General features: G+C 57.8%; 14 protein-coding genes. All 14 read right to left on the bottom strand.

The genetic code is table 11. The features are described 5' to 3' along the window. Positions 1–23 precede the first annotated feature (23 nt). The 14 genes from ACJ8J5_RS05495 to tssH all read right to left on the bottom strand — a co-directional run bounded on the left by ACJ8J5_RS05495 (position 24) and on the right by tssH (position 19830). Positions 24–2474 (bottom strand): T6SS phospholipase effector Tle1-like catalytic domain-containing protein, encoded by a 2451-nt coding sequence (locus ACJ8J5_RS05495; RefSeq protein ID WP_442520470.1) that lies wholly within the window; start codon positions 2472–2474, stop codon positions 24–26. Further along, positions 2462–2989, bottom strand: coding sequence for a T6SS immunity phospholipase A1-binding lipoprotein Tli1-KP (gene tli1, locus ACJ8J5_RS05490; RefSeq protein ID WP_414104477.1), 528 nt, complete (start codon positions 2987–2989; stop codon positions 2462–2464). Before tli1 (ACJ8J5_RS05490) ends, ACJ8J5_RS05495 begins: the two co-directional genes overlap by 13 nt. A 57-nt stretch (positions 2990–3046) precedes the next feature. Then, positions 3047–3574 (bottom strand): T6SS immunity phospholipase A1-binding lipoprotein Tli1-KP, encoded by a 528-nt coding sequence (gene tli1, locus ACJ8J5_RS05485; RefSeq protein WP_089180375.1) that lies wholly within the window; start codon positions 3572–3574, stop codon positions 3047–3049. A gap of 57 nt (positions 3575–3631) precedes the next feature. Next, positions 3632–4159 carry a DUF3304 domain-containing protein gene (locus tag ACJ8J5_RS05480; RefSeq protein ID WP_414104476.1) on the bottom strand — a complete coding sequence of 176 codons (528 nt, stop codon included), beginning with the start codon at positions 4157–4159 and terminating at the stop codon, positions 3632–3634. A 57-nt stretch (positions 4160–4216) separates the two neighbouring features. Beyond that, entirely contained in the window at positions 4217–4744 is a 528-nt protein-coding gene (locus ACJ8J5_RS05475; protein WP_197825712.1) for a DUF3304 domain-containing protein, read from the bottom strand. A gap of 206 nt (positions 4745–4950) precedes the next feature. After that, a complete protein-coding gene (locus ACJ8J5_RS05470; RefSeq protein ID WP_414104475.1) occupies positions 4951–8373 on the bottom strand; it encodes an ImcF-related family protein in 3423 nt (1140 codons plus the stop codon). Beyond that, a complete protein-coding gene (locus ACJ8J5_RS05465; RefSeq protein WP_244590503.1) occupies positions 8357–9352 on the bottom strand; it encodes a hypothetical protein in 996 nt (331 codons plus the stop codon). The genes ACJ8J5_RS05470 and ACJ8J5_RS05465 overlap by 17 nt, the downstream gene beginning before the upstream one ends. A 140-nt stretch (positions 9353–9492) precedes the next feature. Beyond that, a complete protein-coding gene (locus ACJ8J5_RS05460) occupies positions 9493–9750 on the bottom strand; it encodes a PAAR domain-containing protein (RefSeq protein WP_060448531.1) in 258 nt (85 codons plus the stop codon). Positions 9751–9768: 18 nt separating this feature from the next. After that, positions 9769–12219 (bottom strand): T6SS phospholipase effector Tle1-like catalytic domain-containing protein, encoded by a 2451-nt coding sequence (locus ACJ8J5_RS05455; protein ID WP_414104474.1) that lies wholly within the window; start codon positions 12217–12219, stop codon positions 9769–9771. Then, positions 12207–12740 (bottom strand): DUF3304 domain-containing protein, encoded by a 534-nt coding sequence (locus ACJ8J5_RS05450; protein ID WP_414104473.1) that lies wholly within the window; start codon positions 12738–12740, stop codon positions 12207–12209. Before ACJ8J5_RS05450 ends, ACJ8J5_RS05455 begins: the two co-directional genes overlap by 13 nt. A gap of 107 nt (positions 12741–12847) precedes the next feature. Continuing rightward, positions 12848–13381 (bottom strand): DUF3304 domain-containing protein, encoded by a 534-nt coding sequence (locus ACJ8J5_RS05445; RefSeq protein WP_414104472.1) that lies wholly within the window; start codon positions 13379–13381, stop codon positions 12848–12850. 111 nt (positions 13382–13492) lie between these two features. Beyond that, positions 13493–14272 carry a DUF4123 domain-containing protein gene (locus ACJ8J5_RS05440; RefSeq protein WP_244590508.1) on the bottom strand — a complete coding sequence of 260 codons (780 nt, stop codon included), beginning with the start codon at positions 14270–14272 and terminating at the stop codon, positions 13493–13495. Between the two features lie 6 nt (positions 14273–14278). After that, positions 14279–16657, bottom strand: a complete 2379-nt coding sequence (locus tag ACJ8J5_RS05435) for a type VI secretion system Vgr family protein (protein WP_414104471.1) — start codon at positions 16655–16657, stop codon at positions 14279–14281. A gap of 518 nt (positions 16658–17175) precedes the next feature. Then, positions 17176–19830 (bottom strand): type VI secretion system ATPase TssH, encoded by a 2655-nt coding sequence (gene tssH / locus ACJ8J5_RS05430; protein ID WP_414104470.1) that lies wholly within the window; start codon positions 19828–19830, stop codon positions 17176–17178. Positions 19831–19946 lie beyond the last annotated feature (116 nt).

Raw genomic sequence — 19946 nt, 5'->3', positions numbered from 1 at the left:
CATCGTGATCTCCTTCCGTGATCTCAGGTGATTGTCTCCAGGGCTTGTTCCAACCAACTGGCCGGGATCGCGGCTTGCGCCCGCGCCAGCCGCAGTTGCTGCTGCTGTGCCACAAAGGCTTTTTGCTGAGCGACCACCACGCCCGGTTCGTTGGTAAAGGCCCTGAGCTGTTCGCCCCCCGGTAGCGCCGGCAATGGCAGGCCGGTAAGCCTGTCCAGCACCTCGACCTGCAGCGAACGCACCGCGCCGGTGGCGGCCAGGCCGGCCAGCTTGCCGGTCAGGCTCTTTTGCTTGAAACTCAGCGCCACACCCGTGACGAGGGTGGCGAACCCGACCACGTTCCCGGCGATCACCAGTGGCGACAGCGATTTATTGCACTGGTCGCTGAAGTAAATCATGCGGTAACGGAAGTAGCCGGCCCACATCTCGCGCGTCCCCAGCGCGGCGTGCATAAACCAGGCGCGCGAGTCGTGCACCTGATCGTCAAACAGCGCCCTGACCAGCCCGGCGGGCTGCTGCGCATTGCTGGCCTCGCCGGCGGCGGGGAACAGGACAGCCACTCGGGCATCTCCGTCAGCCTTTATTCGCCGGTATTCCTGCGGTTCATCATCGGTATTGAGCACGAAAATCATCGGTTGCAGCACGGTATCCAGCACCGCCTGCGCCAGATTATCCGGAATGCGGTAGCCGTCGTGGTAATCCTTGCCAAACTCCTTCGCCGCTTCGAACAGCTGGGGCTTATCCATCTTCGGATCAAAATCCTTGACGCCCGGATGGAGCACCAGATCGTCCATCTGGTCGGCGGGCTGTTTGGCTATCTGACCCTGACGCGTTTTGAGCACCTCTCGCTGCTTTGCATCCCGTGCTTCTTCTGCCGCCTTGCGCGCAGCAGGTAATGCTTCCTTATCCGTCGCCGCTTTATAGAACCGCTGTTCCACCAGCGTCCCTTTGGCATAGCGGTCAATACGCCAGGCGGTGATCCAGGCAATCTGATTGTCGACGAGGCTTTCCAGGCTGCTGCTGGCGCGCGGCGGGTTGTAGCTGGCGGCCTCTTCAGCAGTGATTTTTTCTGGCGTGGTCAAGTTCAGGGTGAGTTCGCGCCAGGCGTTGAAGCGATGGACTAATGGTGAATCTATTACAAATTCCGCCTGCAAGTCTGGTGACATCGCTCGCCAAAGCTGCTGGTTTAATTCTTGCGGTAACATCGCTGGAGGTATTTTGAGTGGTGCACCAGTGGAAAATGCTGAAGCATACATATCATGCAAGGCAATTTGTGAGAGTAATAAAGCATCATCCTCGCCATTCGCCTTCCCCTGGTCTCCCGGCGGATAGCCACCGCCGATATCTGAACGCATCCCCGGATACACCACCTCGGTAGCATAAAGCGGATATTTGCCGTTACCCCGGCGCACCGAGTCCAGCGGGAAGCAAAGGCGCTGCTCGTGGCCGGATACCAGGTGCACGCATTTTTTTATCAGCCCGCCATAGGTTTCATCGCTCGGCAGTTCCATCGAATCGTCTGCCCAGCCCATATGCCCTTCGGCAATCGGCACCACGTGCGCCACTCCAACCGAGGCCACGGTATCCAGCAGCCCGAGAAATTCCACGCTGATGGGCAGCTGCATGTCACCTATTTGCAGGCACTGCGGGGGATTTTCGCCTTCCGCCTTTGGCGGGGGAAGCAGCTCGCTCAGCCAGCGCACAAAGGCACGCGCCGCCGCCGCACCACGGGAAAAGCCATAGACGTACAGCTTGATGCCCAACAGCTTGGGTTTACCGGGCTCCGGTTGTGTCAGCAAAGGCTTTAGCTGCGGGGCTAAACCATTCAGTAAGCGGCTGAACTCTTCATAACGGTTGTGGCTGCCACCAAACCACAGGCGGTTCCAGCTGGTGCCCATGTTGTTGATAGACCGGCGGCTCTCCGCAGTAGTCAGCCACTTTTCCGTGGCGCTAAACTTCAGTACATCAATAATGCGCAGCAGCGCCCAGTTAATCCGCTCCTCGCCCTTAGCGGCACCCACCAAACCCATAGTGGAATAGTCCGGGTCGTTCACTTCCGGGAACGGGGTGCCCACGCCAGGCATATAGAACTTAAAATATTTCCCCTCACCTTCTTCAGCAGCATCTAACAGCGCGTTCTGATCGTTGGTCGGTACCCCACCTGCCGTACCGCTCCCGATAGTGGCACGAAACAGACGGGCAATATTGGTCGGGTGTTTTGGGTTTGACAGAAGTAAATCATTATTCAGGTTATTGCCGGTGCCGTCGAAAAACAGGCTGATATGCAGCGTTTTACAGCACGGTGGGGCCACGCGTCGTCCGGCGGCCAGGCACAGCTCCTGACGGTAGAGCAGCTCGGCGCTGTCCTGCTGATAGAGGCTCTGCCCCACCTGCAGCGCCTGGTTCGGCAGGCGCCCCTGCGCCGGAAATGGCGGTGGCACCCAGGTTAAATCGGTTTCCTTTATCTCGGACATACTTTGGGCTCCTTCATCCTGATGGGCTCTTTAATCGGGTAGTTGGCATTTCTCGGTGACCAGCAACTGGTCGTGACCTTCACGTCATCACAGGGCAAAAAGTGCACCGTGATACCGCAGACATCCTGGCCGTTATAGTCGGGTACCGGGACGGTTTTGCTGTGCTGACGTTTTTGAGCATCTATGTTTTTTTTCCAGGCAAGATATTTTTGCCTATTCTGATAGCCAGGAAAGTCCATGGAATATCCCCCCCCCGTTTCCCAATCAATACGCACCGTCATACCCGGTGTCCACCGGGCGGGCACGCTGTAACAGCAACCGCCGCCGCCGCCCTGGAATGGACCTATAGAATCGATACCCGACTGGTTATCCACGCTGAAGTGGTTAATCGCCCATTTGGTGTGGTTGATGGCTTTAATGGTGCCACCACCGCCCCCTGCCTGAGCGGCAGGCTGTGAGCAGCCGGTTAACAACAGCAATCCCGCCAGCAGCGGGCTTAATAATGCATGTTTCATCTGACTTTCCTTGTAGATATGGCGTTTACTCATAGGGAAACAACAACCGGAGACAGGCTATCTCGGACAGTCTTTTGGCTCCTTCATCCTGATGGGCTCTTTTATCAGGTAGGCCGGACTGCCGTAGGTGTAGCAACTGGTCGTGACCTTCACGTCATCACAGGGCAAAAAGTGCACCGTGATGCCGCAGACATCCTGGCCGTTATAGTCGGGTACCGGGACGGTTTTGCTGTGCTGGCGATTCTGGGCTTTCATTTTCTTAGCCCAGGCGAGATATTTTTCATCATCGCCAAATCCAGGGGAACCTTCTGTATCACCAACCCCGGTTTCCCAGTCAATACGCACCGTCATACCCGGCGTCCACCGGGCGGGCACGCTGTAGCAGCAACCGCCGCCACCGCCCTGGAACGGGCCAATAATGTCGATGCCCGACTGGTTATCCACGCTGAAGTGGTTAATCGCCCATTTGGTGTGGTTGATGGCGTCGATAGTGCCACCTCCGCCCCCTGCCTGAGCGGCAGGCTGTGAGCAGCCGGTTAGCAGCAGCAGGCCCGCCAGCAGCGGGCTTAATAATGCATGTTTCATCTGACTTTCCTTGTAGATGTGGCGTTCATTCATCGGGAAACTACAACCGGAGACAGGCTATCTCGGACAGTCTTTTGGCTCCTTCATCCTGATGGGCTCTTTTATCGGGTAGGCCGGACTGCCGTAGGTGTAGCAACTGGTCGTGACCTTCACGTCATCACAAGGCAAAAAGTGCACCGTGATGCCGCAGACATCCTGGTCGGTATAGTCGGGTACCGGGACTGTTTTGCTGTGCTGACGTTTTTGGGCGTCAATATCTGCTATCCATGCCTTGTATTTAGCTCTGTCGGCAAATCCTGGGAAACCAGCAGATGAACCCACTCCGGTTTCCCAATCAATACGCACTGTCATACCCGGTGTCCACCGGGCGGGCACACTGTAGCAGCAACCGCCGCCGCCGCCCTGGAATGGACCTATAGAATCGATACCCGACTGGTTATCCACGCTGAAGTGGTTAATCGCCCATTTGGTGTGGTTGATGGCGTCGATGGTGCCACCACCGCCCCCTGCCTGAGCGACAGGCTGTGAGCAACCGGCTAGCAGCAGCAGGCCCGCCAGCAGCGGGCTTAACAATGCATGTTTCATCTGACTTTCCTTGTAGATGTGGCGTTCATTCATCGGGAAACTACAACCGGAGACAGGCTATCTCGGACAGTCTTTGGGCTCCTTCATCCTGATGGGCTCTTTTATCGGGTAGGCCGGACTGCCGTAGGTGTAGCAACTGGTCGTGACCTTCACGTCATCACAAGGCAAAAAGTGCACCGTGATGCCGCAGACATCCTGGTCGGTATAGTCGGGAACCGGGACGGTTTTGCTGTGCTGACGTTTTTGGGCATCTATGCCTTTTTTCCAGACAAGATACTTATCCTCATCAGCAAATCCGGGGAAACCAGCTGATGAACCCTCCCCACTTTCCCAGTCAATACGCACCGTCATACCCGGCGTCCACCGGGCGGGCACGCTGTAGCAGCAACCGCCGCCACCGCCCTGGAACGGGCCAATAATGTCGATGCCCGACTGGTTATCCACGCTGAAGTGGTTAATCGCCCATTTGGTGTGGTTGATGGCGTCGATGGTGCCACCACCGCCCCCTGCCTGAGCGGCAGGCTGTGAGCAGCCGGTTAGCAGCAGCAATCCCGCCAGCAGCGGGCTTAATAATGCATGTTTCATCTGACTTTCCTTGTAGATGTGGCGTTCATTCATCGGGAAACAACAACCGGAGACAGGCTATCTCAAACCGCCTTCTGGCCCCTTCATCCTCAGGCTCCCGAACCCGATGTCTCAGCTCGCCCAGTCAGCGCTACGCGCCCGGGCCTGGCTCAGCAAGGCATCTTCACCCACTCCACACGCGTGAAGTACATTCTGTAATGCGGCCATTATTCCTCCTCATCCAGGATTGAGGGCTCCGAACGGATCAGCGCCTGCTCGGCGGCTGAGGTTTCTACGCTGAATACGCTATCCGGCAGACTGAAATTGCGTAGCCCCAGCAGCGCCAGCGGCCCGTTGCCCAACTGGGTGCGCAGCACCCACTGCAGCGTTCTTCCGTCAGGTGCCGTAAAGCTCACCATCCATTGGCTGCGGTCAAGCTGTTGACGTTTCCCCTGCTCCAGCCAGCGAATGAACCCCCATGTCCCCGTATAGTCCCCAAACAGGCGCGCACCGGCATGGACTGACGTCCAGGTCAGCATCGTCCCCGGCTTGTAGCTTTCCCCCGGCCAGCGGAACGACTGCCAGTCGGCCAGCTGATTGAAGTAGTGCAGCTTTTGGCCGTCGATCGTCAGCTGTGTTTCCACCACCTGAGGCACCGCGCGCGCCTGCAGCTCAAAGCTGATGCCCTGGCTACCGTCAGTAAACAGAATGTCTGACAGCTGGCTGAGCTGGTTAACGGCTTTAAGGAACGCCGGGTTAAACGTGAGGCCCTGACTGTGGGCGCTATCCGGCACCCACTGGCTGCCTTCTTTGTGCAGCACCCCGCCGAGCTCTGCCGTCAGAAAGCGGTCTATACGTCCGGTATCCTTGCGGATGAACTCGGCCAGCATCGGCAAGGACGCATCGCTTTTGCCGACGCTAAACGGAAAGCGGCCATCAAACGCCGTGCGCCAGTTCGTGACCACCGAACGGCGCCAGCGTTCGTTCAGGCTGGCGGCGGACGGTTGCAACACGGTTTCCCAGGCCTGGGTCAACGGCTGCACAAACAGCGTGCGGCCAAATCCGCTCCACTCCTCCCCGAGGCTAGCCGCCACCAGGCTGCCGTACTGCTGGGTATCAGTCAGATCCACGCTTTTGCCCTGAAAAACGGTCTGTGCCAGCGTTTGCATCATCGCCTGCGGATCGGACGCGTTTGCCACCTGTTGCAACCGCAATCGCACGCGGGTGATGCGGGTCAGATAGGTCTGCAAACTGAGCGAGTTATCCGCGGACATCACGTTACCGGCTTTGTTTTTCCCCATCAGGACCAGCAGCGGCCCGAAGGTCTCATCCAGCGGCCCCTGTGGGCCTGCAGCATGTTGATCGATGACCGGTTTATCTTTACTGCCGATCAGATCTTTTGCCGATTTAATGATGGAATCCGACAGTCCTTCCCCCTGTTCCCCGGTCTGCCCCTGCCAGGCCAGCGTGTTCATCAACGCAATCAGCGGGGACTGGCGCACATCGCTCATCAACGTCAATTGGTCGGTCACATCGGCGATGTTATGCGCCGGGTTCAGCCGCAGGCTGTTGAGAAAGTTCAGCCAGCTGCCGGCAAAGTCGGCGAAGTAACGCTGGGTCAGCCGCGCTTTCAGTGCTTCCGGGGAGATTTCTGCGGATAGCGCTTTGCGGTTGTCGCTCAGCACCCAGTCGATCTCATCCCGACGCGTGTTCGCCGTTTTATCAATTGCCTGCTGAACGCCGCCTTCCCACGCCTGACGGGTGAACATGCCCGGCACCACCTCATCGGTGGTAAACAGGCGGCGCGCATCGGTGCCGCCGGTCATGTCCTCCAGTGTCACATCGGCGAAGTTGCGGCGTACTGACTTGAGCATGTTTTCATACAGCGCGCCTTCTGCGTTGCGGCGACCAATCTGCTGCAACAGAACCTGACGCCCCTGGCTCACCAGTTGCGCCTCCGGGGTAACTTTCCACTGGGGCTGCTTCGGCAGCTCGGAAATGTAGAAGGCCCATAAATCCGGCGCCAGGCTTTGCCACAGGCCGGTTGAGATGCCCCTGTGCGTTGGCTGCACCGTTTTCATGGTTTGCGCGTAGAATGCACCGTCGGCTTTATCCGGACGGGCCATCATCAGCCAGGCCTTAAGCTGGTCATAACCCGGTTTCGTCAGCTTGATGCGCTGGTCGCTGTTTGGCGCTGAATTGACCAGGGCGCTGAGCTTCTGCGCCAAGGCATTATTCGCCGGGTCACGAATCAGACGATTATTCGCCACGCCATACCACGGCAACATGGCATTCAGCAACTGCGCATGGTGGCCCAGCCCAAAACGCTGGTACCACGGGGCGCCATCCTCAACCTGCTGTTGCAGTCGACCAGCCTCATTACGCAAATCATGCAGGCCGGTCAGTTGACTATCGGAAATGGCAGGGTGTTCCACCAAAACGCGGGCTTTTCCTGCCACGGAAGTTATCTGGCTATAATTCAGCGCAAAGGAGAGCAACAGCCCCGTCCCCCAGACGCCAATGATGCCCAACAGTGCCCAAACGAGCGCCTGCTCCCACGCCATCCCCACCCGACGCCCACGAACCCGGGTACAGTCATCGACGATGCCCTGCCAGGTTACCGGCAGGGTCAGGGCATGCAGGTGAGCGCGACGAGCATCGATTCCAACGGCCTCGATTGCCGGTTCGTCTTCGCCATTCAGGCTGAACATCAGCCCTCGTAGCGGGACTTGCTGCTGGGAACCGTAGAGCCAGGGAGCCAGACGCGTTTTCCAGCGTTCGCTTTCCCCCTGTTCAAACTGTTGCGCCAAACGCAGCAGAAAATCATAGCTGCGATTTTCTGCAACCTGAGAAAGCCCTTGTTCACGCAGCTGCGGCAATAGCGCGTTAAGCTGCGCAGCCACATTTTCCGGCGCGGCTCGCGGCGGGAACGTCACCCCAATTGGCTGAGATTTACGCCCCGCCTGCGGCCAGTTGCTGCCACACAGCTGCCACAGATAGACCGGGGCAGAATAGCGTAGCGCCTCGCCAATTTTCTCCAGCCCCCGCAGATCGCTATCGCTCATCTGCGGGGTAAGATCCTGGCCTTCAGCCAGCATCCGCACGATGCCATCCAACGGACGGCCCCGGCGCAGCTTGCGCAGCGCGGTGTATTTATCACTGTCCCTCTCTAATGCCAGACTGCCGCCGTAAATCAGCACCGTGCGATTGCCTTCAAGCCATTGCTGCTGCTGAAGGCCCGGTGCCAGCCGTTCGATAACGGCTTCATCGCCCGTGACAAGCAGGAGACGGACTTTTTGGCGCCAGAAGAAGGTATAACGTTGGCGGAGATAACTGGCGATGTCTGCCTTGAGCGGCAACCGGGAGGGGCTTTTCTTTTTCACTGGTCTGGAAGAAGCGTCTCCCATCACGTTATCCCGAATCACTAAATGAAACGCGATAAAACCCAGTACCAGTACACAGAGCGACGCTACCCAGACAACAAAACAGGCCGTCATGATCTGGCGTAGCACATTCCATTCCGTGGAGAGATCGTTCTCCCAGTACCACCACAGCAATCCACCTGCCAGCACAAGCAACGTGACAGTAGCAACAAACAACACCGCTGTGGAAACCACAGAAAATTCAGCGGGTTTATTTTCCTTCTCCATAAGGTTTAATAATTCCAAGTGCGAGAGTGTGTAGAGGATCTTTGGCTATCCAGCCGCAGGGTTCTTGATACTGTTTGGCATACAAGGCTGCCAGGACCAGCACGATGAGCATCTCCATCTCACCCGGGTTGCCCCAGTTGAGATCTTGGACGTGATGAGTCACATTCCAGCCACTTTGCGCCAGCACGGGTAACGTGGGCTGTGAGAACAGCATGCAAGCGTCAGGTGCCTTTTCGATTTCGCTTTGCTGCTCCGCTCGCTCGCTGACTGCGGTTAAAACCTCTTTCCCGGTGGGATCGTAGACCTCCCCTCGGGTAAGGCTGACCAGGCCTTTATGAGCCACCAGACACAAAGCCGCAGACTCACCGGCAGGCTGCTCTGAGTTAAACGAGGCCGTCATCGAATGGCACCCGGCGACCAGAATGGCTTCGGTCTCCGGGAGCGTTTGAGCGACGGCGGCAAGTACTGACAACGTCTCTTCGCCTTGCCATTTCTCCGGCTTTTCGGGTAGCGCAGCGTCAACAAACGAAAGCTGCATTTGCGCGCAAAATGCCCGCCAGGCCACCAGGGAACCCAGCCAGTAGCAGCGCCGTATGTGCGGGAGGGGGGAATTTGCGTTTTGCGTCTGCCACTGCAGCACCAGCATTTTTGCCAACAAAGTCTCTCGTTCAGCCACCGAGTCGACCAACGTCCGGCCGATGCGCAGCGCTTTTCCGCTCGACTCATTTTTTATCTCAGGAACCCGATGCTCCCGCTGTAACAACCGCAGCCAGTGTGGCGCATCGGTTCCGGCCGGGCCCAGCAACACCATTTCACTGAGCGCGAAACGGCGTTGATGCTGCTCCCACCAGGCCTGCTGCTGCTGTTCAACCAGCTGCGCATAATACCGGGCGTTATAGGCCGAAACCCGGTAATACAGCAAGCGCATTAACCAGAGCACGCCCAGCAGAACCGCCGCGCCAGCCATCCCTTTAATCATCAGCCCAACGCGGCTCCCAGCAGAATGAAGCAGTGCACCGCCGCCTGCGCACAACAGTACCAGCAGCGCACCCACTGACAGCCAGCGTTTAACATCAGGCGGATGCGCGATCCGGTAGGGTGGATACTTCGGTAACGGCCTCACAGCGCAATGCCGCAATCAGGGAAAGAGCTCACCAGCGTGCAACCACAGGCGCAGCGGTGGCCGTGCAATGCCACCGGCTGCCCGTCTGCCTCCGATAACGCACTGCCTTCGCTGATGGCCGTCATACCATGCTTATTGCACTTTACCGCATCGCCTTTGCAGGCAATCCCTTTGCCGAAGCACAGATAATGCCCGCCCAGCACTTTCCCGCCGTACTCCCGCAGGGTATCGCCCTCACGTATGATCGCTTTCATCCGTCATCCCTCCATGAATTATGCCGTCACGGTCGATTTAAGCTTTTCCGCCCAGCCGGACTCAATCAGCGACTTTGCCAGCGCCAAGCGTTGTTCACCGATCGCCTGCGTTTGCTGCGCGACAATCACACCGGGTTCCATTGTCGGCGCCTGCAGCTGTGCGGCATTGAGCAGCATAGGCAAAGGCTTACCAGAAAGCAGATCGATCGCCTGAGTTTCCAGATAAATAGCCCCTACGGTACCGGCAAGGCCCGCCAGTTTGCCCTTCACGCTTTTCTGTTTGATGATCACGGCCGCGCCTGCTGCAAGTGTCGCAACCCCCACCACCGCACCGGCAATCATCAATGGCGTCATCGGTTTACTGCTGCGGCTGCCGAAATAGATCATCCGGTAGAGGAAATAGCTGCCCCAGGGTTCACGGGAGCCGAAGGCGTTGTGCATAAACCAGGCGCGGGAATCGTGGATCTGATCGTCAAATAGCGCCCGCACCAGCCCGGCAGGCTGCGTGGCGTTACTCGCTTCCCCGGTAAGCGGGAAAAGCACTTTTACGCGATCGTCTCCGGCGGTTTTTATTCTCAACCACTCGCCGTACTCATCATCATTATTCAGCAGGAAAATAGCGTTACTCATTGAATCAGCAATACTAAAATACCAGTTCCCGGTACTGGTTCGGGAGAGGCCGTGATAATCCTCTCTGAACTCCTCCGCCGCCTGACGCAGCTGAGTCTGCCCCAGCGCCGCATCAAAATCCTTCGGCCCCGGCGGGAGCTTCAGGAAGCCATCATCCGGATTATGTTGCGTTTTCATATCCCGACGATCATCGTTAACTTTTTTCTGTGCAGCTTCTCTGTCTTTCTCAGACTGCTTTCTGACCAGCGGATCGCTGTCTTTATCCAGCCCATTCGCCGCCGAATCGACATAAAAACGCTGGGTCTTGTAGCTTCCCCCGGCATAGCGGTTGATGCGCCACGCCGTGATCCAACCCAGCTGATTTTCAATGGCTTTCTCCAGGCTGACGGGCGCGCGCGGCGGATCGTATTTTGCTGCCTGTTCGGGGGAAATAGGATCGGAGGTGATGGTCACCCCCAGGGTTAGCTCACGCCAGGCGTTGAAACGATTGGAAAGAGTTTTATGAACAAAAAATGCTTTAAGTACATCTAAAGTCATCTTTCTCCATTCCACATTTTTTAATTCATCTGGTAATGCATCTTCCGGGACTTTTAAGGGGGCTCCTGATTCAAAAGCAGCGGCATACATGTCATTCAACGCAATTTGTGACAACAGTAAACTATCGTTATCACCATTTGCCTTTCCCTGATCCCCCGGCGGGTAGCCGCCCCCTAAATCCGAGTGCATGCCCGGATAGACGATTTCCTCGCTATGAGCCGGATATTGACCATCCGGGCGACGGATCGAATCCAGCGGGAAGCACAGCCGCTGCTCGTGGGAAGAGACCAGGTGGACACACTTTTTGATCAACCCGCCGTAGGTCTTCTCTGCCGGCAGCTCCTGGGTTCCGTCGGCCCAGCCCATGTGCCCTTCCGCCACCGGGGCGATATGTGCCACCCCCACCGAGGCTACCGTATCCAGCAGGCCAAGAAACTCGACGCTGAGCGGGATTTTTAGCCCCCCCACCGCCAGGCACTGTTCGGGCTTGTCCTGCCCCTCTTCAGGCTTTGGCAGCAGCTCGCTGAGCCAGCGAACAAAGGCCCGCGCCGCCGCTGCCCCGCGCGAAAAGCCGTACACGTACAGTTTGATCCCTAGCAGCTTCGGCTTTCCAGGCTCGGCGGGTATCAGCGCCTTTTGCAGCTCGGGTGACATCTCCTTCAGCAGGCGCTGGAAGGTCTCAAAACGGTTAGCGCTGCCGGTCAGCCCAAAGGACGCCATCGAGGTCGCCATTTTGTCCACCGCCTTCCAGCTCTCGTCGTCCGACAGGGGATCGCTCCCCATCGTCCTCTTCAGGGCGTCGATAAGCCGCAGCAGGCCCCAGTTGATACGATCCTCCCCGTGGGTCGCCGCCGCCAGCCCCATCATGCTGAAATCCAGATCGTTCACTTCGGGGAAAGGCGTGCCGACGCCGGGAATATAATATTTGTAGTATTTATCCTCGCCGCTGCCGATGGCATCCAGTAGCTCCTCTGTGTTATCCGCCCCCCCCCCGGCGTAGCCCTGGCCGATGGTAGCGCGGAACAACCGAGCAATATTGGTCGGGTGCTTCGGCTTAGCAATATATAAGTCGTGATTGAGGTTATTGCCGGTGCCGTCGAAAAACAGGCTGATATGCAGGGTCTTGCAGCAGGGGGGCGCCACGCGCCGCCCGGCCGCCAGGCATAACGCCTGTCGGTAAGTCAGCTCATGGCTGTCCTGCCGGGCGCAGTTGGCCCCAACCAGCGCAGCCTGGGTGGGTAAACGCCCCTGAGCCGGAAACGCCGGCGGGTACCACGCCAGATCGGTGATTATTTCGGACATACTCTTGGCTCCGGCATCTGCAGCGGCTCGTTGATCGGATAGCCCGGTCGGCCGGGGCTCACACAGCTGGTCGTCACCTTCACCTCATCGCAGGGCAGAAAATGCACCGTGATCCCGCAGGTTTTCTGCCCCGTATAGTCCGGCACCGGTACCACCGTGCTGTGCTGCTGGTTATTCGCACTCATTTTCTTTTCCCAAGCCAAGTACTTTTCCGTATCTGCAAATCCCGGAAACCCTTTTGTAGATGCCTCACCACTTTCCCAGTCGACTTTTACCGTCATACCCGGTCGCCATTTCGCCGGCACGCCATAGCAGCAGCCGCCACCGCCGCCCTGATAGGGCCCAATAGCATCAATGCCCGACTGACCGTCGACGCTGAAATGGTTGATCGCCCATTTGGTGTGATTGATGGCGACAATAATCCCACCGCCACCGCTTCGGGTTTTGGCCTTCGCCGTCGGCTGACTGCAGCCCGCCAGCAACAGCGCACCCAGTGCCACGAGGTAGTGTCGTGTTTTCATTTTACATTCCTTTGATGAATTAACAGGTTATGTGCGTCTTGCTTAGCCATGGCTTTCGGGATGGCATGGCTAAGCATTGCAGAAGAGGAACCACGCCAGATCGGTGATTATTTCGGACATACTTTTGGCTCCGGCATCTGCAGCGGCTCGTTGATCGGATAGCCCGGTCGGCCGGGGCTCACACAGCTGGTCGTCACCTTCACCTCATCGCAGGGCATAAAATGCACCGTGATCCCGCAGGTTTTCTGCCCCGTATAGTCCGGCACCGGCACCACCGTGCTGTGCTGCTTATTCTGAGCCTTCATTTTTTTTTCCCAGGCCAGATATTTCGCATCATCACCAAACCCTGGAAATCCGTCCATATCGCCCACCCCTGTTTCCCAGTCGATTTTTACCGTCATACCCGGCCGCCATTTCGCCGGCACGCCATAGCAGCAGCCACCACCGCCGCCCTGATAGGGCCCGATAATGTCTATCCCCGACTGACCGTCGACGCTGAAATGGTTGATCGCCCATTTGGTGTGGTTGATGGCGACAATAATCCCACCGCCACCGCTTCGGGTTTTGGCCTTCGCCGTCGGCTGACTGCAGCCCGCCAGCAACAGCGCACCCAGTGCCACGAGGTAGTGTCGTGTTTTCATTTTACATTCCTTTGATGAATTAACAGGTTATGTGCGTTTTGCTTAGCCATGGCTTTTCGGGATGGCATAATGCTGCCCCTCCAGAAGATGAGCAGCACCATAACTCCGCGTTTAGGCCTGTTCAGCAGGCCGCTCGCTCAGGGTATCTATCACCCAGTCTTGACGCTCTTTATCCCCTAGTATTCCTTCGGCAGTGGCTGAAAGCATGCCGTTGAAACAGGCAGTAAACCGTTCATCCTGAGAGGTAAATCCAGTAGCGGGAACGTCTCGATAGCGAAGCATCAACTTTACGTCGCAGATGCACATCAGGGATTCAAACTGGCTATCGCTAAAAGCGATGTTCTGGCACTTCTCATTGATTGCGGGTTGAGCCCCTTGCCCCAGCAATAATGCCGGCTTCTCGTCAAGATCCAGCCAACTCCAGAACAGTGCAGGACGCTGCAACTGAACCTGCTGTTCGGATGACAAAATATGAGAAAACAGATAAGGGAAAATACGGGCATCAAAGTATCTGAACAGCCCGGCACGCCCCTCATGGGTCGCGTCGGTACAGGTCGTTAACCATTCAGCCAGAATAGCGAAAGGCCAACGAGAACCGAGAACCAATAGCGGGGCGGTCTTTTGTATTTTCTGAGCTAACTCAATAAACCACTGTTTCTGCTGAGGATCATTCAGCGAAATCCTGATCAACAGCGGCGACTCATCGGGTAAAGCCTCTTCCGGCAGCCCCTGGTAGAGAGACTGCCATGCTAAAGGCGGTGAAAAACTCCGGAGTACAGGAATGACGGAAAAATCGATACCGCACTGGTCGATAATAAAATCAAGGTGGGCCATTTCAATATTAGCGCAGGTTTGCTCCAGCAGATTCACCCAGTCAGCAATGCGTGTCATGTTCACTTATACCTCCCTTGGCACAAAGCCTTGTGCAGCCTGCTGCGCCTTTTTCAGACACTCTTTGCACACCGACGAAGGCAATTCAGGCAGCGGATAATCCTCACTCGTCGGGCCCTGTAATTTGTGCTGCCCTTTGAGGCTTAGCAGACCAGGACCATGCACATTGATTTCGCCCTGTGGGGTCAGTTGGATGTAAGCACCGCCACAGGCAAGCGTGATCCCATTCTTTGCCGTCAGTTGCAAATGTCCCTGGGTGGACTGTACCGTGACATCTTTCATCGACGTCAGGGACAGCGTATCTGCGTGGGATTCCACCGCCAGCGGGCCTTTGGCAGAGACCAGGCGCATGCCCTCCTGATGAGCCAGTATGGAGATGGCCTGGCTGGCATTGACTGAATAACGCTGCGCCGCGCTGATATTCACCTCGCCCAGACTTTGCAGATACAGACCTTTCCCTGTATGCAGCAATGCCGTTTCCGGTGTGACGGCGGCAATACCTTTCGGCGCAGAGAGCAACACCGTCGGTTCTTTCAGCTCACTGGCAGCTGAAGCAAGCGCCTGAAGAGGCTGCGCATCCGGTGCAAAGTTGTAGTGGGTCTGGGCAAGCGTTCCCCATTCTGCAACCTGATTCACCGCCCCTTTCAGCAGGCTGATGGCCGGCTCCATCGCCAGTACCTGCCCCTGCGCCTTTGCCTGGCCGTCCGCGCTGATGAAGAGGCCCTTCTGCGCGCGTATCGCCCCCCACCCGTCGGTTCTGAGCTCAAAACCTTCGCCGCGCTTTTGCCGCTCGCTGTCTACCAGGTGCCCGAGGTTCAGTTGGCTCTTGCCACCGTACTCGGTGCTGACCTTGATGTGCTCTTTTCCCCGTTCATCGTCGAGGCGGATTTTGTTGTTCGCCGGGGTGCGCAACACGTTGCGTTTATAGTTGCGGATAGTGACGTGGTCGCCGTGCGCCGAATCGTGCAGCACCCCGGCGATGTACGGCCGGTCCGGGTTGCCGTCCTCAAAACCAATCGCCACTTCGGTGCCCGCCAGCAGCGGCAGATGCAGACCGTAGGTGTCCCCGGCATACGGACGGGACTGACGCACCCACAGGCTTTCAAAGCCGGTTTCCCAGTTATCGCGGTCAAACAGCAGGTTGACGCGGTAGCGGCCGTCTTTATCGATATGACCGTAGGTGTCATTTTCGGTGGTACTGGTCACCCGCGCCGGCAACGTGCCGGCCATCACCGGGCGGGCACCGGGCTCGGGGCGGAAGCTAAAATCGTTGCCGTCAGGGATACCGCTGAATGACACTTCAAAATCCCGGTCACGGCGGGCCTGGCTGTGCATCGCCGTGATGACTACGCCTTGAGCAAACACCTCCGCCACGTCATCACCGCCGGTGACGTTGAGTAGCTGGCCCGGGGAGAGCGTCGGGCAACTGGTGAGGGCCTGCGTTTGCGTCTGGCCATTCAGGTAGCGTTCATGGCGAATACGGGCATAGAACGCCCCGGACTCCGGGGCCGGGTTGTTATCGTCTGTGCTGCCCGGCGTCAGGTAGTTGTCGGCGTAGTGATAGGTATCGCCGTAGGTGGTGGTGTCCCCCCGGGTGGCGTCGACCTGCGTATTCATGTCTTCGGTGGCCTGGCGGTAGTTGTAATCGCGGGTGCTGACCTGTTTCTGCACCACCTGGTGGTGGCATGTCATCCCCCAGACCGCGTCCGCGCCGGTTGAGTGCTGGCCGGATGGCGGCACCGCCGGTAACGTCAGCCCTGTCTCATACCCCTGCCGGCTGTCGTAAAACGCCACCACATCGATGTTCAGACGCGTATCGGTGGTAAAGCGGAACCAGATGCCGACCTCGCCCAGCAGGCGAGTAATAAAGTGCAAATCGTCTTCGCCGTACTGCATCACCTGCTCGCGGCGCGGGTATTCTCGTGTCAGCGAGAACAGAAAATCCTGGCCGCGCATGCCGTGGCGCTCACGCAGGATTTTTTCCACGATGTGCGGGACGGAGATATCCTGATAGATGGCGTTCTGGTGCGAACGGTCGAGCAGCGCCAGGCGCGGCTGCAGGGTAACGGCGTAGTGGGTCTGGTCGGCGGAGGAGCCAAAACGCTCAAAGCCGGTGATCACCCCCTGCACCACGCGCACCGGCTGTTGCACCTTGATGCCCCAGCCCTGGTCCACCGGGGCCTGCAGCGTCAGGGAGGCGGCTTTCATCAGCATCATTTCTTTGCTGATGGCAGGGTCAAAGCTTGTGAACTCAATACGGTAGCTGAACGGCCGGCTTAGTGCCTCATCGCCTGTAAACGCCAGCACATCGAGCGCTGACGCACCGCCTTTCACCGTCAGCAGATGGTGGTTGTGGCTGAAAAAAGAAATCGGGTTTGCGCTCATGATGATGTCCTTATTATTTTGCAGCCGGTACGCCGGCGTTTCCACTCCCTGCGGCTGAGTCGGAGCCCATCAGACCGCGGGCGGTTTCCGTAACGCGTCAAAACCTCAGCGTTGTTCAGCATCATTTGTAGTGCACCGTTACTTCCCTGCTACTCCCGAAAGGGAGTCACTATTGAGGCTGGCGCTTTACGATCGCTATCTCTGCTGGCATTAAGATCCCAAGGAAGCAGAACCGTATCAACGACGAGATCAACGGGCATGGACACAATGTAAAAAATAGGTATAACGCCTAACGTGTATATCCATAGGACAGCCTGACTCCCCACCGTCTTATCCCTGTCAAATCCTCGATATGTCGATTGGTAACTCATTCCCCTGTCCAGCGTGCCACACCCGCTTAACGCTAACGTTGGTACGGTCATCAACATGGCAAGAAATAGAGCTTTGAACATTTTCATGATTTTTATTTTCCTGAGTGGAGGTGAACTACGATTGCGTGGCAACTGTCTGATATCACGTCACAAAACGTTCGGTTGCAGAGCGTCAAACACCAACCCGATCCCCTCGTCTTCATCCCAGCTAAGGTGTAACGACTGCGGCTTCTGTTTCGCGGCCATATAAGTCAGCAACTGCCGGCTTAGCACCGGCAATATTTGCTGATTAAGCAGGCTGTCGACATTGCGAGCGCCGGTGTCCGGCAGCAGACAGGCGGCGGTGAGAGCGTCATACAGGCTCTCGTCGATATGTGTGTTGAGACCGTAGTGGCGGTTCATACGCTGGCTGACCTGACCGAGTTTCATCCCGACGATAGTGCGCATTGCCGTCTCCGCCAGTGGCCGGTAAATGACGGTTTGGAAGCGAGCCAGCAAGGCCGGCTGGAAATGGTCGCGCAATATCGGGCGCAGTAATTCGTGCAGGTCACCTTCGGTTGCTTCCGGCTGCTCATCAAGCCACTGCATCAGGGAGTCGCTGCCGAGGTTGGAGGTCATCAGAATAACGGTGTTACGGAAGTCGATTTCGCGCCCTTCGCCGTCGCGCATAAAACCGCGGTCGAATACCTGATAGAACAGGTTCATCACGTCACGGTGGGCTTTTTCCACTTCATCGAGCAGCACCACGCTGTAGGGACGCTTGCGTACCGCTTCCGTCAGAATGCCGCCCTGGCCATAACCCACGTAACCCGGCGGGGAGCCTTTCAGTTGGGAAACGGTGTACGGCTCCTGATATTCCGAGAGGTTGATGGTTATGAGGGACTTTTCACCGCCGTACAGCACATCCGCCAACGCCAGCGCGGTTTCGGTTTTGCCGACCCCGCTCGGGCCGACCAGCAGGAACACGCCCTGCGGGCCATTTTCCGCCGTCAGCCCGGTTTTCGCCGCGCGCAGGCGCTGAGCGATGGCGTCGAGCGCGGCATCCTGCCCAACCACACGCTGGCCGATTTCATTTTCCAGGTTCAACAGTTCGGTCTGCTCATCTTTCATCAAGGAGGACAGCGGCACGCCGGTCCAGTCGGCGATAACATTCGCGACAGTGCGGGCATCCACATCCGCCTGAACCAGCACATCACCCTGCTGCGCCTGCTCAAGCTGCTGTTGCAAATCGGCAATGTCAGCCTGCTGACTGATGTCCAGACGGCTGGTCATCAACTGCTGCACCAGCGCCTTTTCGTTGCTGAAACGGGCTTCCTGCTCCTGGATTCGCGCTTCCCGTTCAGCCCGCTGCTGCGCAATGGCACCCAGGCGGTCACCTTGACGGCGACTGCCGGCGGCAATATCTTCCAGCAGCGCCTGCTCTTCCAGTTCCAGTGCAGTCAGTTGCGCTTTCAGGCGAACGATGGCCTCCGGAACGGTATCGAGACTCATGCGTACGCGGGCGCTTGCGGTGTCCAGCAGATCCACGGCTTTGTCCGGCAACTGGCGGCCGGTCAGGTAACGGCGGGACAGCGTGACCGCGGCACGCACCGCATCGTCGGTGATGTGCACGTTGTGGTGTTGCGCGTAGCGAGATTTCAGGCCCCGCAGCATCAGACAGGCGGTATCGTCATCCGGCTCATCCACTTTCACCCGCTGAAAACGGCGCTCCAGCGCGACGTCGCGTTCAAAGTACTGCTTGTATTCACTCCAGGTGGTCGCGGCGATGGTGCGCAGCTCGCCACGAGCCAACGCCGGTTTCAACAGGTTAGCCGCATCAGCGCCACCCGCCTGATTGCCCGCGCCGATAAGGGTGTGCGCTTCGTCGATAAACAGCAGAACCGGCACCGGCGACTGTTGCACGGCGTCGATGACGTTTTTCAGACGTTGTTCGAATTCGCCTTTCACGCCCGCCCCCGCCTGCAGCAGGCCGAGATCGAGGGTGCGCAGGATGACAGGTTTGAGAGATTCCGGCACGTTGCCTTCGGCAATACGCAGCGCGAGCCCTTCAACCAACGCGGTTTTTCCGACGCCAGGTTCCCCCACCAGGATCGGGTTGTTCTTGCGGCGACGGGAAAGAATGTCCACCATCTGGCGGATTTCGCTATCGCGGCCAAAGACCGGGTCGATTTTGCCTTCTTTCGCTTTGGCGGTCACATCGAGGGTGAATTTATCCAGCACGCTCTGCAATGCCGGGCTCAGCTCGCCCTCTTTATACGCAGTGGCCGCTACCGGAAGTGCGGCGCTTTCCACCTCCCCGCCACGGTGGGCCAGCGCAGCCTCTTGCTGCATCTCCGGGCGTTCATCCGACTGCGCATCCAGTAATGGCCGTAAACGTTCGAGCTGGTTCTGCCCAAGCGTCAGCAACGGCCACAGGCCATCGCAACGCACCTGCTGCGGTTTATCAATCAGCGCCATCAGCAAATGGACGCTGCGGATCTGTTCCTCCCCCCTCAGCGAGGCAATCAGCCAGGCTTGCTGCATGAGCTGTTGAATGCTGTCAGATAACTGCGGACGGCGGCGCACGGATCGCGGCTGTTTGTCCAGCCAACGGAGCAAATCCTGCCATAACGCATCCATATCCCACTCATAGCGGCGCGCCAGTACCGTCAAGTCGCCCTCACCCTGCTCTAGCAATTTAAGCAGCCAGTGCTCCGGCAGAATTTCCGCATGGGCGCGGGTCTGACACAGGGAGGCGGCGCCTTCCAGGGCGCGGGCACAGTAAGGATTCAAACGACGTAACAGGATGGCTGGGTTTTCCATTTTTCTCTCTCTTGATGGCTTCCGGGCACGCTACCGCCCCTCGCTGTTTCCCATTTGGGAGACCAAAGCGCATACGGTCAGGCAGGCAGATAGTAGGTTTCTTTGCTCAACCCCCG

It is taken from the genome of Serratia sp. CY43202 (assembly GCF_052168755.1).
Taxonomy (GTDB): Bacteria; Pseudomonadota; Gammaproteobacteria; order Enterobacterales; family Enterobacteriaceae; genus Serratia; species Serratia bockelmannii.
This window is presented reverse-complemented; position numbering and strand designations above follow the sequence as displayed.

What these genes read in the sequence shown, in the direction of transcription:
- ACJ8J5_RS05495 (WP_442520470.1), bottom strand. Translation starts at nt 2,474, where the DNA reads ATGTCCGAGATAAAGGAAACCGATTTAACCTGGGTGCCACCGCCATTT.
- tli1 (WP_414104477.1), bottom strand. Translation starts at nt 2,989, where the DNA reads ATGAAACATGCATTATTAAGCCCGCTGCTGGCGGGATTGCTGTTGTTA.
- tli1 (WP_089180375.1), bottom strand. Translation starts at nt 3,574, where the DNA reads ATGAAACATGCATTATTAAGCCCGCTGCTGGCGGGCCTGCTGCTGCTA.
- ACJ8J5_RS05480 (WP_414104476.1), bottom strand. Translation starts at nt 4,159, where the DNA reads ATGAAACATGCATTGTTAAGCCCGCTGCTGGCGGGCCTGCTGCTGCTA.
- ACJ8J5_RS05475 (WP_197825712.1), bottom strand. Translation starts at nt 4,744, where the DNA reads ATGAAACATGCATTATTAAGCCCGCTGCTGGCGGGATTGCTGCTGCTA.
- ACJ8J5_RS05470 (WP_414104475.1), bottom strand. Translation starts at nt 8,373, where the DNA reads ATGGAGAAGGAAAATAAACCCGCTGAATTTTCTGTGGTTTCCACAGCG.
- ACJ8J5_RS05465 (WP_244590503.1), bottom strand. Translation starts at nt 9,352, where the DNA reads ATGATTAAAGGGATGGCTGGCGCGGCGGTTCTGCTGGGCGTGCTCTGG.
- ACJ8J5_RS05460 (WP_060448531.1), bottom strand. Translation starts at nt 9,750, where the DNA reads ATGAAAGCGATCATACGTGAGGGCGATACCCTGCGGGAGTACGGCGGG.
- ACJ8J5_RS05455 (WP_414104474.1), bottom strand. Translation starts at nt 12,219, where the DNA reads ATGTCCGAAATAATCACCGATCTGGCGTGGTACCCGCCGGCGTTTCCG.
- ACJ8J5_RS05450 (WP_414104473.1), bottom strand. Translation starts at nt 12,740, where the DNA reads ATGAAAACACGACACTACCTCGTGGCACTGGGTGCGCTGTTGCTGGCG.
- ACJ8J5_RS05445 (WP_414104472.1), bottom strand. Translation starts at nt 13,381, where the DNA reads ATGAAAACACGACACTACCTCGTGGCACTGGGTGCGCTGTTGCTGGCG.
- ACJ8J5_RS05440 (WP_244590508.1), bottom strand. Translation starts at nt 14,272, where the DNA reads ATGACACGCATTGCTGACTGGGTGAATCTGCTGGAGCAAACCTGCGCT.
- ACJ8J5_RS05435 (WP_414104471.1), bottom strand. Translation starts at nt 16,657, where the DNA reads ATGAGCGCAAACCCGATTTCTTTTTTCAGCCACAACCACCATCTGCTG.
- tssH (WP_414104470.1), bottom strand. Translation starts at nt 19,830, where the DNA reads ATGGAAAACCCAGCCATCCTGTTACGTCGTTTGAATCCTTACTGTGCC.